The organism is Comamonas sp. BIGb0124 (assembly GCF_003752175.1).
Taxonomy (GTDB): domain Bacteria; phylum Pseudomonadota; class Gammaproteobacteria; order Burkholderiales; family Burkholderiaceae_C; genus Comamonas_F.
Window position 1 is genome coordinate 166004 of the sequence record NZ_RJVF01000014.1, and the last position, 13187, is coordinate 179190.

Consider the following 13187-nt stretch of genomic DNA (forward strand, 5'->3'; position numbering starts at 1 on the left):
ACGCGTTACGGCGATCCGCAGGTGCTTTCGACCGTGACTGCTGCATGCGCCGATGGGCAGGCAGAGGCCATCATGCTCATGCCACCGACTTTTTCGTCGTCGCGCAGAGCAAGAGAAAGTCGCACAGCCAAGGCGTGTGTCGTTGGCGTAGAGAGGATAGGTGGATGATTGCCATTTGTCTGAATAAATCGTTTGATATCATCATCTTTATGAGCATGTTAAAGTGAGGTCATCAAGCAAGGATTGAAGCCATGAACATCGTTGACCGCATCAAGCGCTCGGTGGCGAATCGGAACGCCGATGTTTTCGTCCGCGCCGATTTCATGCCCTTTGGAAGCCAGGCCCAGGTCGGCCGCGCACTCAACGAACTCCAGAGCGAGGGGGTGCTGGTTAAGCTGGGGGTGGGCGTCTACGCCAAGGCCAAACCCAGCGTGCTCTCGGGCAAACCCATCCCCATCAAGCCCCTTGAAGTCCTGGCGCCTGAAGCTCTCAAGAAGTTGGGTGTCCAGGTCGGAGAGTCACGTCAGACGCGCGAGTACAACTCCGGCAACAGTACGCAGATCCCGACCGGCGTCGTTTTCAGTGTTGGCAAACAGCGCATTCAGCGCAAGCTCGGCTTCAACGGCAAGCTCGTCGAATACGAGCGCGCATGAGGATTCTGGCCAAAGACCGTGCCGACCTCATCGAAGCGTTGGTCGCCGAAACAGATCTCGGCAGAGTGACGGCCGGCCTCCTGGAAAAAGACGAGCACCTGACGGATGCACTGCGTACCGTGTTTGCGCTGGAGTTTGATTGCGTGCAATTGGTCTTTTGTGGCGGAACGAGCTTGTCCAAGGCGCATGGCCTGATCGAGCGCATGTCTGAAGACGCGGACATCAAGGTTGTCCTCACGGACGCGGGGCGCCAACTGAGTCGTACCAAGCTCAGGCGTTATCTCGGCGACGAAGTGCGAGTCCGAGTGGGCAGAGCACTCTCTGACATCGGTTTGGTCGAAGAGCTCGACAAAGCCATGGCCTTCAACGAACACCGCTACTTGCACAGTCAGTGGATGTACCAGCGCAGTTATCCTGCGACCGCAGGCCTGCGTCCGAGTCTTCAGTTCGAGCTGACAATGTGCGCGCCGGCGCTTCCAGTCGAACGCACAACACTCCATGCGCTGGCCGATCGTTTTGCCGCGCAGTCTGGTTCACCTTTCGAAGTGTCAACCATCTCCGTGGCAGAGACGCAATCCGAAAAGGTTCTCTCTTTCTTGCGCCGATTCGCGCAACACCGCTCGGGGCAGATGCAGCAAGCTTGGGACACTGCACTCGTGCGCCACATTTATGACGTGCACTGCATCTTCGCACGCAAACCAGAACTCTTGGCCATCAGCGCACCGGCCTTCGCTGCATTGGTGAAGGGAGATGTCGAGGCGTTCGGTCAGCAGCAGCCGGACTTTGCCGCGGATCCACTGCGTGTCATGGAGAAAGCTCTGACCCAGGTGGGGGCGGACGATCAGAGTCGGGTCGAATACGAACAGAATCTGCTGCCGCTCGTCTACGGGAGTTTTAAGCCCCACTTCGATGAAGCCTTCGCCTCGTTCGCCCAAGTTGCGCGCACGCTTTTTCTCGAAGCTGCCAGTTAACTTCGGCGCCAAACCAAACAGGCCGAAGGGCCTGGAGCCTGCAGGCACCGCGGGTCGGCGAGCCGTCAGGCTGCGCCTGGAACGGGCTTGCGGCGACGGGTGGCCCGCGCGGGGCGCGTCGCCTGCGTCTTGCGGTTCTTGCCGGTTGCATCGGCGCTGCCGACCCTGCCGGTCTTGGCTGCAGCCTTCACCGCCACCAGCCAGCCCCGAACGCCCTCGTCCGCGAGCCGCTCGGCCCGGGCTTCCCAGCCCTGCTTGCGCAGGAAGGCCTGGTATTCGGCCAACACGTGCCGGTATCCGGGGGCTTCAGCGGCAATCCCTGGGTCTGCTGAAACCTCGGCCCCTGTGTCGGCCGAAAGGCCTGCAGACGAGGCCGTAGACGTATCTGCGAAAGGATCTGTGGACGGATCGCTGAAAGAGCCGTGACAGTCCAGCAGTTTTTGCAGCGTCGACTCCAGTTGTTCCTTGCTGCCGGATTCGTCCAGGGCATACATCAGGCTCAGGACCATCGGGATGCTCATGCTGGGCGTCATCGCCGATGCAGCCCTGACCTCGGTGGCGGGGGCGGTGGCGCGATCGCGCAGCAGCACCTCGGTCATGGCCTTGCAGCACAGTTGCTCTGCATCGTCGAAATTGGCCTGTGCGGGTACCAGTTCACCGATCGCCTCCAGCAAGATCGGGGTATCGAACGCCGGGTTTTCTGCGGCGGCCCAGCGCAAAGCGGCGACGGTGGTTCGCAGACGATCCAACTGCTCTTCACGCTCGCCGAGAAGGCTGGCGAACACCAACGAGCCGCTCATGGCGGCGGCCTGCAAATTGTCTTTTTGATACATGGGGGCCTCTTGCTCAATGCACGGGCGTGCAGGGTGGCGAGAGGGGCGTGTCGAGCGCGATGCGCTGGATGACGGCTACGGCGGCGCTGGGATGGACGGCGCAGCGGCGTGCGCACGCGGGGGCGAGGATGTCAGCCATGAATGGCTCCTTCGTGACGGGTTGGAAACCTGCCCCCATAGCGACCAAGCAAAGGTGGCAGGCCGTGCAAGGTTGGTCGACCGGACTAAGGACCGGCACACCCTGGCGGGTGTCCCTGCACGACCCGCCGTAAACGGGTCATGCGCGCAGCAAAAAAACCGCTGGCCCCTTCTTGAGGGGATAGCTGCGACTGCGCCTTCTTTTCGGGCGACCAAGCCGGCCTATCTTTCGTCGGAGATGTTGCGGACTGTCAGCATGGCCATGGCGATCGCTCATGATTGCATTCGGTGCATGCGTTTCACAGAAATGCATTCAACTGAGAAGCCAAGTCGATCAAAGTGAAAAGCCACCAAAAACAGAATTTTGTGGTGGCTTTTCTGAAACCCAGCCAAAGCCAGGCTTCCTGGGGGTGCGGTCAGGGGCGATAGCTCGAATGAGCCAGGGGCCTGCTCCTGGCGCAGAAGTTTCTGGTGAGCCTTCATTTGTCCAAGACGGAGGGCATCAGCCTACGCGCGTCACGTGTTCCCTATTGGCCATGCGTCGGAGTTCGAGCTGGAAATCAGCTGTCTACGCAGTTTCTGCAGGCGAACCGACAGGACGGTCACAGTCTGGAACCCCCCCCACTCACCTCCGCCCGCGCCACATCGCCAGCACCAGTCCCCCTGCGACCATCGCGAGCGAGGCGACGAGCGGCAGGGGTGGCCATCGGCGGGCCATCAGCCCTTCGATCAGGGCGGCCGTGACGGGGCCCAGCGCCTGGAACGCCACGACCCGGCTCGCATCCATGCGGCCCAAGGCCCAGAGCCAGCAGAAGTAGCCCACGCCGCTGGACAGGCCGATGAAGATCACATGGCCCCATTGAAAAGCAGTCAAGGCCGGGATCAGCGGCTGCGCCGTGACGAGGCAGAACACCGACAGGAAAACGACGGCCGCCCCCATGGCCAGGGCACAGGTCGGCAGCGCGGCATAGCGGCGCAGATAGGGCGCGTAAAGCAGGCTGGTGACGGCGCCCGTCAGCGTGGCGCCCGCCAGCGCGGCGAGGCCCGCAAGCACATGGCCGTGGGCCGCTCCCTGCATGGCGGATGCATCCAGAAGGTAGACGACGCCGCCCACGGCCAGGCCGACGCCCAGCAGCTTGTCGGCGGCGAAGGCTTCGCGGCGCGTCAGCAGGGCCAGGCAGACCGTCCACAGCGGCATGGTGGAGAAGACCAGCGCGCAGGTGGTGGCCGAAAGATGGGTGAGGGCATGGTTCAGCAGCAGCATCAGAACGGCAAACTGAAAGATGCCGAGCAAAGCGATCGCTGCGGCGTCCTTGCCGGTGAACCGCACGCGATGAAACTGAAACACTGCGATCGGCAGCAACAGCACCACGATGCCGACCCCATAACGCAGGAAAGCCAGTGTGCCGGGTGCCACATCCGCAGAGATCGCTTGGCTTGAAACCAATGCGGCACCGACCAGGATGCCGACGGTTGCCGCTGCAGCCATGGCCATGCGGTCTGAAGTCATGGCGCAGTTCCCGAATGACTACGATGGATAGGCGGTCTTTTGGCGCGTGAACTGCTGCTCGGTGACGAGGCTGCCCCACTGCTTGCCCTCGGCTTCGTGCACGAGTTCGAAGCCGAATGCGTCGTAGAGACGCCGGGCGGCATCCAGCCCCTTGAACGTCCAGAGCTGAATCGCAGAAAACCCCATGCGATCGCAGAACGCCACGGCCTCGCCCAACAGCTTGCGGCCGACGCCGCCGCCCCGGCAGCCTTCGTCCAGAATGAACCAGCGCAAGTGGGCTTCGTTGTTGCCGAGATCCTGTCCGTCGATCGAGACCGATCCCACGATCCGTTCATTCTGAATGGCGACCCACACGTTGTTGACGGGATCGTTCAGCCGTCCGGCAAATTCGGCGAAGCCGGTGGCGACCTGGCTTTCGAAGAACTGCCCGAATCCAGCGTGGCTCGCGTAGAAGGCCGCATGCATTTCGGCGACCCGACCGATCACCCCGGGCCGATAGCCCGAGGCGATCTGGATCGAGCCGGGCGAGGCTTCGACGGCGCCCGATCGGCATTGCTTCAGGGCCTGTGCATAGGCGGCCAGACCTTGAGCGACGGTCTGCTGCTGCGACGGGTTGAGATGCTGCAGGGCCGTGGTGACCTGCATCCGGCCAAAGGCGTGGATCTTCGCGACCAACGCCTGGCCTTGGGGCGTGAGAACCAGGTGCTTGAGCCGGCCATCGGGGCCGTCGTCGGCTTCCTGCAGTTCGCCGGCCTCGATGAGCTTGCCCAGCATGCGGCTCACGCTCGACTTTTCGAGGCCCAGGATCTGCACCAACCGAGCGGCCGTCATGCCACCTTGCGCATCCGTCTCCAGCAGCGCATGGACGGCGGAAGGCGAATAGTCGGTCGCGGCCAATGTCGAACGCATGAACCCCAGTTCACGAACCATGGTTCGCGACGCGGAGCGGATCTCGTCGACCAGCACAGGAGAAAGCTTCATGATGCACGCCTCCTTAAGAGTGGTTGCATCATACAACTCATAGGTTGTATTGCACAACTTCTGTGCCCTGGTTTACGCCTGTATCGCAGCAGGCCCTGAACCAGCCGCCTGTCCAGATCGAACCGCTGCATCCCGCAGCGGTGCAGGCCACTGCCGTCGACGCGTACCGCGTTGAGCACGTGAGGCGCGTTTGAGTCGTTAAAAAAGCTCGACCAAGGGCGAGCTTTTGGGCTTTCGGCTTCAGAAACGAAACAAGGACCCGAAGGTCCTTGTTTTGACTAGCATTTTTTGGGGTGGCTGATGGGACTCGAACCCACGACGACCAGAATCACAATCTGGGACTCTACCAGCTGAGCTACAGCCACCACTAGAGAAAATGATTATAGCCGTAAATTCCCGGGCTTCAACCGTTCAGTCCGCCTAAAGTAGGCTTGGCCACCTTGATTTCGACCTTGAGCTGTTTTTTCAGCCAGTCGTAATAGGCCTGGCTCTCGGCGCTGGCCCACACTTGGGTGAACTGGCTGACCTCGGCGGTGGCCTGCTCGGCACTCACGGCGGCACGCGGCTGCACGGCGTTGACCTTGATCACGCTGTAGCCGCCGTCGCCCAGGTCGACACCCACCCAGGCGGGCAGCTTGCCGGCGTCGGCGCGCAAGGCGGCATCGACTTCCTTGGGTTGCAGATTCTGCGTGGCGGTGCGCGACACGGTGACGGGCGTGGACAGGCCGCTGGCCGCTTCGCCGCCTTGCCAGGCCTGCAGACGGGCTGCGCCTTCCTTGCGGGCCAGTTCGGCTGCCTGGGTGTTGATCACCCGCTGGCGCACGGTGTCGCGCACGTCGGCCAGGGGCAGGGTGCGGGCAGGGGTATGGCTGACCACGCGGCCGGCGGCCAGCTGGTTGCTGCCGATCTCGATGGCCTGCGTGTTGCGTTTGTTCTGCACGCTGTCGGCATCGAACACGGCCTGCAGGAAACCGGCGCTGCCCAGCACGCCCTGCACACCGGGAATGGGGGTGGGGTGAATGTTCTGGGCGGTGCGGATTTCCAGGCCCAGCGCGTCGGCGGTGGGCTTGAGGCTGTCGGACTGCTCGTAGACCATGTTGGTGAAGGTCTCGGCGGCCTTGGCGTATTCGCGCTGGGCTTCTTCGGTGCGAACCTGCTCTTCGAGCTGGGCGCGCATCTGTTCGAAGCTCTTGGGCTGGACGGCCTTGATGTCGGTCAGCTTGATGATGTGATAACCGAACTCGGATTCGACCACGCCACTGAGGTCACCCTTGTTCTTGAGTGCGAACAGGGCGTCCTCGAAGGGCTTGACCATGGCGCCGCGCGTCACGAAGTCGAGATCGCCGCCCTGGGCGGCAGAGCCCGGATCCTGCGATTCCTTGCGTGCCACGTCGGCAAAGCTGTCGGGCTTGGCCTTGAGCTCGGCCAGCAACTGTTCGGCGTGGGCCTTGGCTTTTTCGCGATCGGCGGCAGACGCCGAGGCGGGTGCGGTGATCAGGATGTGGCTGGCGCGGCGTTCGGCGGCTGCGCTGGCCTGGGCCTGGTTCTGCTCGTAGTAGCTGCGCAGGTCGGCTTCGCTGATCTTGACATTCTTGCGCAGCGCATCGATGTCGAGCACCAGGTACTCGATCGAGGCCTGCTCGGGCGCGCGGAAGCTGTCGAGGTGGGCCTGGTAGTACTGCTCGATGTCGGCATCGCCCGGATTGACCTTGGCGGCGAAATCGGCGGTGGCGAAGGCCACGCGCTGGATCTCGCGCTGGCCGAAGTAGGCTTCGAGCGCGGCACGCGCGTCTTCGCTGGTGCTGAAGGCCGTGTTGGTGACGGCACCCAGAACCTGCTGCGTGGCCAGCTGGCCGCGCATGGCTTCGACGAAGCCGTCGGGCGTCATGCCCTGCGAGCCGGTGATGGCGCGCAGGCGGTCCATGTCGATCTTGCCGTCGGGGCCGCGCAGCGAGGCGATGGCCGGGTCTTCGGACAGCAGGCGTGCGAGCTGGGCATCGGGCACGGTGAGGTGGCGCTGCACGGCGGCGGCGGCAATCACGCGCTGGCGCACCAGCGACTCGAGGGTCTGGTAGCGCAGGGCGGGCGAGTCGAAGAAGCTGGCGTCCATCTGCGGCATCGAGGCCCGCATGCGATCGACCTGCGCGCGATGGGCGTTGTCCCATTCGGCTGCGGTGATCTTCTGGCCGTCGACCACGGCGACGGTCTCGCTGCGTTCCTGGTTGCGCGTGTAGCCTTCCACGCCCAGAAGGACGAATGAGGGCACGATGAGCAAGAACAGCACGATCATCAGGAACTTGGTGTTCTTGCGGACGAAATCGAACATGGCTCGATGTCTCTTTCTCTAGGCAGATAACAAAAAAGGCGAACCGGGGTTCGCCTTTGGATCGGTGGACGGAGGGTGGTGGGTGCTGACGGGCTCGAACCGCCGACCTACGCCTTGTAAGGGCGCCGCTCTACCAACTGAGCTAAGCACCCCTCCTGATCAACCACGTCAGTTCAATGCATCCTTGAGGGCTTTACCCGGACGGAACTTCGGAACTTTGGCGGCCTTGATTTTAATCGTATCGCCGGTGCGGGGATTGCGACCGGTGCGAGCGGCCCGCTTGGTGACTGCAAACGTGCCAAAACCCACCAGCGACACCGAGCCGCCCTTCTTCAGTGTGGTCTTGACGGCGCCAATGGTCGATTCCAGTGCGCGGGTTGCCGCTGCCTTGGAAATATCGGCATGTTTGGCGATGTGTTCGATCAGTTCAGTTTTATTCACAAAAAGCCCTCTTTTTCAATGAAGTGCATGGTCGTTGACTGGGTCCGGTGCTGGTGGCGGGGTTCGCAAGCGAGTCTGCCGGCGACCCGGGCACGACCGCCTCTTCGCGAGCGCGCAAGGCATGCGTGGCAATGCCAGCCCCAGGAAGATCCATTACAGCCATGGACTCTGCCGGTGTCAACCGACTGAGCAGAGAAAGCAACAATCGGAGCGCATTCTAGTCGTTTTTACAGGTCATTCCTGGGTCAGGTGCTGCGGTGCGGCATTTCGTAGAAATCGCAGATATGCGCCCATGCGTCTTCGGGCGTGTCGACGTGCTTGAAGAGGTGGACGTCGTCCGGCGAGATGGCGCCTTCCTCGACCAGCACGTCGAGGTTGAGCAGGCGTTTCCAGTAGTCGCTGCCGAACAGCACGATGGGAATGGGCTTGGACTTGCCGCATTGCACCAGCGTCAGGGTCTCGAACAGCTCGTCGAGCGTGCCGAAGCCGCCGGGGAAGGCCACCATGGCCTTGGCGCGCATCATGAAATGCATTTTGCGCAGGCCGAAGTAGTGGAACTTGAAGAGCAGCTCGGGCGGGATGTAGGGGTTGGGCTTTTCCTCGAAGGGCAGGGCGATGGCCAGGCCCACGCTCTTGCCGCCTGCATCGTGGGCACCGCGGTTGGCGGCCTCCATCACGCCCGGGCCGCCGCCGGTACAGATGTAGAGGCGGTCGCTGTCGGGCAAGCCGTTGCTGTATTCGGTGACCAGCCGCCCGAACTCGCGGGCGAGATCGTAGTAGCGGCCGTTGCGCGCCAGCCGCTCGAGCCGGTCGATGGCCTTGGGCTCGCCGACCGCACGGGCATGGGCGAGCAGCTCCTGGGTCTCCTGGGTGGAGCGAAAACGGGCGCTGCCGAAGACGACGACGGTGTTCTCGATGCCCGAGGCCTGCTGCTGCAGGTCGGGCTTCATGAGCTCGAGCTGCATGCGGATGCCGCGGGTCTCGCGGCGCAGCAGGAATTCCGGATCGGCGAAGGCCAGGCGGTTGGATTCGGCGCGCAGCGGATTGCCGTCGTTGGCATGGGCCTGAAGGGTGGCCCAGGCGTCGGCAAGCTTGCGCTCGTGCAGGTTTTCGGCAGCGTTCATGGCGTTCAGTTGGGGATGGCGGCGCAAAACAAAAGCCACTGCGGTCTTTGAAACTGCAGTGGCTCGGGAGAAGCTGCCGTCATGTCGTCAGTCCTTCGCAGGGGAGGGGCGGACGGCGGACGGCGATCTCGGCGGGAAGCGGGCTTAGACGCGCTTGCGGTATTCGCCGGTGCGCGTGTCGATTTCGATGCGGTCGCCTTGCGCCACGAAGATCGGCACGCCGACTTCGAAGCCGGTGGAAATCTTGGCAGGCTTGAGCACCTTGCCCGACGTGTCGCCCTTGACGGCCGGCTCGGTCCAGGTGATTTCGCGCTCGACGCCGGTGGGCAGTTCGACCGAGATGGCCTTGCCGTCGTAGAACACCACTTCGGCAGTCATGCCGTCTTCGAGGTAGTTCAGGGCGTCGCCCATGTTTTCGGCTTCGACTTCGTATTGGTTGAACTCGGTGTCCATCCAGACGTACATCGGATCGGCGAAGTAGGAGTAGGTGCACTCCCGCTTTTCGAGCACGATGTTGTCGATCTTGTCGTCGGCCTTGAAGACCACTTCGCTGCCGAAGTTCGACAGCAGGCTCTTCATCTTCATGCGCACGGTCGCTGCGCCGCGGCCGCCGCGGGCGTATTCGGTCTTGAGCACGACCATGGGGTCCTTGCCCTGCATGATGACGTTGCCGGCGCGGATTTCTTGAGCGATTTTCATAAGATCTTGGGTCGGTTGTGCCGCTGGGCGGCAAAAGAAGTGACCGAGACAGCGACGCATGGGTCGCCCGAGGCGGTCTGTTGCGCGGCGTCGGGCGGGGGCTGGCAGGCTGAACTCGCTCTAGAGAAGTCTAGGCAAGCGGGAGCCACCGTGGCCGGCAGGCGAGCGCAAAGCACGCGATTTTACCCGGTTTGCTTGATAAAGCGAATCAGCTGGCCGGCCAGGTCGTCCTGCCGCCACAGTCGCTCCCTGGCCAGCAGGGCCCATTCACGCCATTCCGCCAGGGCCTCGTCGTCCAGTCCAGGGGGCGGCGGCGCGGTCTCGGGGCGCTGTGGCCTGTCGGCATTCCAGCAGCGGTGCCAGGCTCGTACCCGGGTCGCCAGGGGCGCGGGTGCGCCGTCCAGCCACAGGTCCAGGAAGGCTTCGAGCTTGGCCCAATGGGCGCCGTCGTCCTGCGGGTAGATATGCCAGACGAAGGGCCGACCGGCCCACAGGGCGCGCACCAGCGAATCTTCGCCCCGGACCAGATTGAGGTCGCCGCTCCAGAGCAGGGCATCGAAGTCGGGCTGCGGCAGGTAAGGCAGTTCGGTCACCGTCAGGTGCGAGGGCGCAGCCGGATCGCCGGTCGGCGCGGCACGCACCGCAGCCTGGGCGCGGCCCGGCGTGACCAGCAGCCGCGTGCGGCCCGGGCCCGTGCGCAACTGCTGCAGCCAGGGCACCAGGGCGGCCGGCTCGTAGCAGAACAGCGTGACCACACGTTCGTCGGCCGCCGGATGCACCCCCAGCCCGGCCAGCCAGGGGGTGCGGTCGAAACCGGCTTGCCGCGCCGGCAGATCGGCTTCGCGCAGCAGGCCGCCGGTGCGTTCGGTGAAACCCGGGTAGAAGAAATGCTTGAGGCGACCCTGGGCAGGGCCGGCCATCACGGGGGACGGCAGGCCATGGCTGCGTTCCACGTAGCTTTCGGCAGACAGGTACTCCAGGTTGATCCAGTTGCGCCGGGCATCGGAGGCCGCAGCCGGGGCCTGGCGCGCGGCGAATTCCGGGTCGATCTCGCAGCCGAACGCCTCGACGAGAACATCGCCGGGCACGGCATCGGCCAGCGGCCGGCCGTCGGCGTACAGCACCGCGCCCTGGACCGACGGTGCCTGGCGCCAGTGCACCACGGTGATGCCGGCCGGCACCTGGGGCGCCATCCAGGCCAGGGCGGCGGGCTCGTCCACCCACAGGCGCACGGTTTCGCCGCGCGTGGCGAGGTCTGCGGCCAGGCGCCAGCAGACGCCCAGGTCGCCATGGTTGTCGATGATCCGGCAGAAGATGTCCCAGCGCATGAGCTTTGGTCCTTGGGCGGTGTTCGGGTGAGGCGGCGCACTTTAACAGCGCCGGCCGGGCGACTGCGGAATGGCCCCGCGAACGGAGACAATAGGCCGCATGGCGCAAACCCCGCAACCGAATCCGCAATCCAGCCCGGAGCCGCAAGACCCGCAGCGGTTCCCCGAACAACTGCTGCACGATGTCGCGGCCCTGCCTGCGCTGCCCGGTGTCTATCGTTACTTCGATGCAGCCGGCCAGGTGCTGTACGTGGGCAAGGCCCGCAACCTCAAGCGGCGGGTGGCCAGCTATTTCCAGAAAGACCACGGCGGCACCCGCATCGGGCTCATGGTCAGCCGCATCGTGCGCCTGGAGACCACGGTGGTGCGCACCGAGGCCGAGGCCCTGCTGCTCGAAAACAACCTGATCAAGACGCTCAATCCGCGCTTCAACATCCTGTTTCGCGACGACAAGAGCTATCCCTACCTGAAGATCAGCGGCCATACCTACCCGCGCATGTCGTACTACCGGGGCGCGATCGACAAGCGCAACCAGTATTTCGGCCCCTATCCCAATGCCTGGGCGGTGAAGGAAACCATCCAGCTGCTGCAGAAGGTGTTTCGCCTGCGCACCTGCGAAGACACCGTGTTCGCCAATCGCGCCCGTCCCTGCCTGCTCTACCAGATCAAGCGCTGCACGGGGCCTTGCGTGTCGCATCTGGCAGGCAGCGATCCACGCTGGGCCGGACACATCACGCCCGAGCAGTACGCCGCCGACGTGGCGCATGCCGAGTCCTTTCTGCAGGGCGACACGCAGGAACTGCTCGATGCGCTGCAAGGCCGCATGCTCGCGCATGCGGAGCGGCTCGAGTTCGAGGCCGCGGCCGAACTGCGCAACCAGATCCAGTCGCTTTCGGCGGTGCTGCAGCAGCAGTCGGTCGAGGTCAGCAGCGCCAACGGCGCCGAGCGCGATGTCGACATCCTGGCGGTCAAAGTCCAGGGCGGCAAGGCGTGCGTGAACCTGGCCATGGTGCGCGGCGGGCGCCACCTGGGCGACCGTCCTTATTTCCCCACCCATGTCGAGGACGCCACCGCCATCCACGGTGCCGACGACCGCGTCGACGCCGCCTCGCCGCAGGCGCTGACGCCCGAGCAACTGGTGCTCGAGGCGTTTGTCGCGCAGCATTACATCGAGGCTCCGCTGCCGGGCATGCTGCTGGTGAGCGAGCCGATCGGGCGCGAACTGCTCGATGCGCTGAGCCAGCAGCGCGGTCAGCGGGTCATGGCGGTGCACCAGCCGCGCGGGCCGCGCCGGGTGTGGCTGGAGATGGCGCAGAAGAACGCCGATCTGCAACTGGCCCGGCTGCTGGCCGAAGAGGGTTCGCAGAAGGCCCGCACGCGTGCGCTGGTCGATGCGCTGGGCCTGGCCCTGGACGACGACGGCGAGGACGACCCGCTCGACGCGGTGCGCATCGAGTGTTTCGACATCTCGCACACGGCGGGCGAGGCCACGCAGGCCTCGTGCGTGGTGTTCCAGCACCACAAGATGCAGAACGGCGAGTACCGGCGCTACAACATCGAGGGCGTGACCGCCGGCGACGACTACGCCGCCATGCGGCAGGTGCTGCTGCGCCGCTACGGCAAGCTGGCCGAAGCCATGCGCCTGGCCGAGGAACAGGCCGGCGAGGCGCCGCCCGACGTCGAGATCGGCAAGGCCGGCGAGGCCACCCCGGTGGCGCCGCGTCCGCGCCTGCCCGATCTGGTCCTGATCGATGGCGGCAAGGGCCAGGTCGGCATGGCGCGCGAGGTGTTCGAAAGCCTGGGACTGGACCTGAGCCGCATCGTGGGCGTGGAAAAGGGCGAAGGCCGCAAGGTGGGTCTGGAAGAACTGGTTTTTGCCGACGGCCGGCCCAAGGTCTACCTGGGCAAGGATTCGGCCGCGCTCATGCTGGTGGCTCAGATTCGCGACGAAGCCCACCGCTTTGCCATCACCGGCATGCGTGCCAAGCGGGCCAGCGTGCGCACCGGCGGCAGCAAGCTCGAGGATATTGCTGGCATTGGCCCCAAGCGTCGTGCGAAACTTCTGCAGCGGTTTGGCGGCATTCGCGGCGTCGGCGCGGCCAGCGTGGACGATATCGCCACGGTCGATGGCATTTCGCGCGACCTGGCCGAGGCGATCTACCAGGCTCTGCATTGATGTTTAT

General features: G+C 64.3%; 12 protein-coding genes and 2 tRNA genes. 3 read left to right on the plus strand and 11 right to left on the minus strand.

Annotation, left to right across the window (positions count from 1 at the left end; all coding sequences use genetic code 11):
- The first annotated feature begins 251 nt into the window (after positions 1-251).
- Complete coding sequence (locus tag EC845_RS18720; protein ID WP_123299664.1) at positions 252-653, plus strand: DUF6088 family protein; 402 nt, start codon at positions 252-254, stop codon at positions 651-653.
- Positions 650-1624 (plus strand): nucleotidyl transferase AbiEii/AbiGii toxin family protein, encoded by a 975-nt coding sequence (locus tag EC845_RS18725; protein WP_123299665.1) that lies wholly within the window; start codon positions 650-652, stop codon positions 1622-1624. The genes EC845_RS18720 and EC845_RS18725 overlap by 4 nt, the downstream gene beginning before the upstream one ends.
- 65 nt (positions 1625-1689) lie before the next feature.
- Here EC845_RS18725 and EC845_RS18730 read toward each other — a convergent pair whose 3' ends face one another.
- From EC845_RS18730 to earP, 11 genes are all read right to left on the minus strand, one after another.
- Complete coding sequence (locus EC845_RS18730; RefSeq protein WP_123299666.1) at positions 1690-2457, minus strand: hypothetical protein; 768 nt, start codon at positions 2455-2457, stop codon at positions 1690-1692.
- Positions 2458-2470: 13 nt separating this feature from the next.
- A complete protein-coding gene (locus tag EC845_RS22765; RefSeq protein WP_255416915.1) occupies positions 2471-2596 on the minus strand; it encodes a hypothetical protein in 126 nt (41 codons plus the stop codon).
- A gap of 624 nt (positions 2597-3220) precedes the next feature.
- Positions 3221-4105, minus strand: coding sequence for a DMT family transporter (locus tag EC845_RS18735; protein ID WP_123299667.1), 885 nt, complete (start codon positions 4103-4105; stop codon positions 3221-3223).
- An 18-nt stretch (positions 4106-4123) separates the two neighbouring features.
- The gene (locus tag EC845_RS18740) at positions 4124-5086 is read right to left on the minus strand and encodes a helix-turn-helix domain-containing GNAT family N-acetyltransferase (protein WP_123299668.1); all 963 of its coding nucleotides are present in this window, start codon (positions 5084-5086) and stop codon (positions 4124-4126) included.
- A gap of 289 nt (positions 5087-5375) precedes the next feature.
- Positions 5376-5451, minus strand: a tRNA-His gene (locus EC845_RS18745).
- Between the two features lie 38 nt (positions 5452-5489).
- On the minus strand, positions 5490-7412 hold the full coding sequence (locus EC845_RS18750) for a SurA N-terminal domain-containing protein (RefSeq protein ID WP_123299669.1): 1923 nt from the start codon (positions 7410-7412) through the stop codon (positions 5490-5492).
- A gap of 76 nt (positions 7413-7488) precedes the next feature.
- Positions 7489-7564: transfer RNA gene (locus EC845_RS18755), tRNA-Val, on the minus strand.
- 16 nt (positions 7565-7580) lie between these two features.
- On the minus strand, positions 7581-7853 hold the full coding sequence (locus EC845_RS18760; protein ID WP_123299670.1) for an HU family DNA-binding protein: 273 nt from the start codon (positions 7851-7853) through the stop codon (positions 7581-7583).
- A gap of 245 nt (positions 7854-8098) precedes the next feature.
- Complete coding sequence (locus EC845_RS18765; RefSeq protein ID WP_123299671.1) at positions 8099-8977, minus strand: TIGR00730 family Rossman fold protein; 879 nt, start codon at positions 8975-8977, stop codon at positions 8099-8101.
- Positions 8978-9121: 144 nt separating this feature from the next.
- A complete protein-coding gene (gene efp, locus EC845_RS18770) occupies positions 9122-9676 on the minus strand; it encodes an elongation factor P (RefSeq protein WP_123299672.1) in 555 nt (184 codons plus the stop codon).
- A gap of 182 nt (positions 9677-9858) precedes the next feature.
- Positions 9859-11004: an elongation factor P maturation arginine rhamnosyltransferase EarP gene (gene earP / locus EC845_RS18775; protein ID WP_123299673.1), complete on the minus strand. Its 1146-nt coding sequence runs from the start codon at positions 11002-11004 to the stop codon at positions 9859-9861.
- A gap of 100 nt (positions 11005-11104) precedes the next feature.
- Between earP and uvrC the strand changes: the two genes are divergently transcribed.
- Positions 11105-13180 carry an excinuclease ABC subunit UvrC gene (gene uvrC, locus EC845_RS18780; RefSeq protein ID WP_123299674.1) on the plus strand — a complete coding sequence of 692 codons (2076 nt, stop codon included), beginning with the start codon at positions 11105-11107 and terminating at the stop codon, positions 13178-13180.
- Positions 13181-13187 lie beyond the last annotated feature (7 nt).

Excerpts from the sequence above, each read along its gene's own strand:
- EC845_RS18720 (WP_123299664.1), top strand. The coding sequence starts at position 252 with ATGAACATCGTTGACCGCATCAAGCGCTCGGTGGCGAATCGGAACGCC.
- EC845_RS18725 (WP_123299665.1), top strand. The coding sequence starts at position 650 with ATGAGGATTCTGGCCAAAGACCGTGCCGACCTCATCGAAGCGTTGGTC.
- EC845_RS18730 (WP_123299666.1), bottom strand. The coding sequence starts at position 2,457 with ATGTATCAAAAAGACAATTTGCAGGCCGCCGCCATGAGCGGCTCGTTG.
- EC845_RS22765 (WP_255416915.1), bottom strand. The coding sequence starts at position 2,596 with ATGGCTGACATCCTCGCCCCCGCGTGCGCACGCCGCTGCGCCGTCCAT.
- EC845_RS18735 (WP_123299667.1), bottom strand. The coding sequence starts at position 4,105 with ATGACTTCAGACCGCATGGCCATGGCTGCAGCGGCAACCGTCGGCATC.
- EC845_RS18740 (WP_123299668.1), bottom strand. The coding sequence starts at position 5,086 with ATGAAGCTTTCTCCTGTGCTGGTCGACGAGATCCGCTCCGCGTCGCGA.
- EC845_RS18750 (WP_123299669.1), bottom strand. The coding sequence starts at position 7,412 with ATGTTCGATTTCGTCCGCAAGAACACCAAGTTCCTGATGATCGTGCTG.
- EC845_RS18765 (WP_123299671.1), bottom strand. The coding sequence starts at position 8,977 with ATGAACGCTGCCGAAAACCTGCACGAGCGCAAGCTTGCCGACGCCTGG.
- efp (WP_123299672.1), bottom strand. The coding sequence starts at position 9,676 with ATGAAAATCGCTCAAGAAATCCGCGCCGGCAACGTCATCATGCAGGGC.
- earP (WP_123299673.1), bottom strand. The coding sequence starts at position 11,004 with ATGCGCTGGGACATCTTCTGCCGGATCATCGACAACCATGGCGACCTG.
- uvrC (WP_123299674.1), top strand. The coding sequence starts at position 11,105 with ATGGCGCAAACCCCGCAACCGAATCCGCAATCCAGCCCGGAGCCGCAA.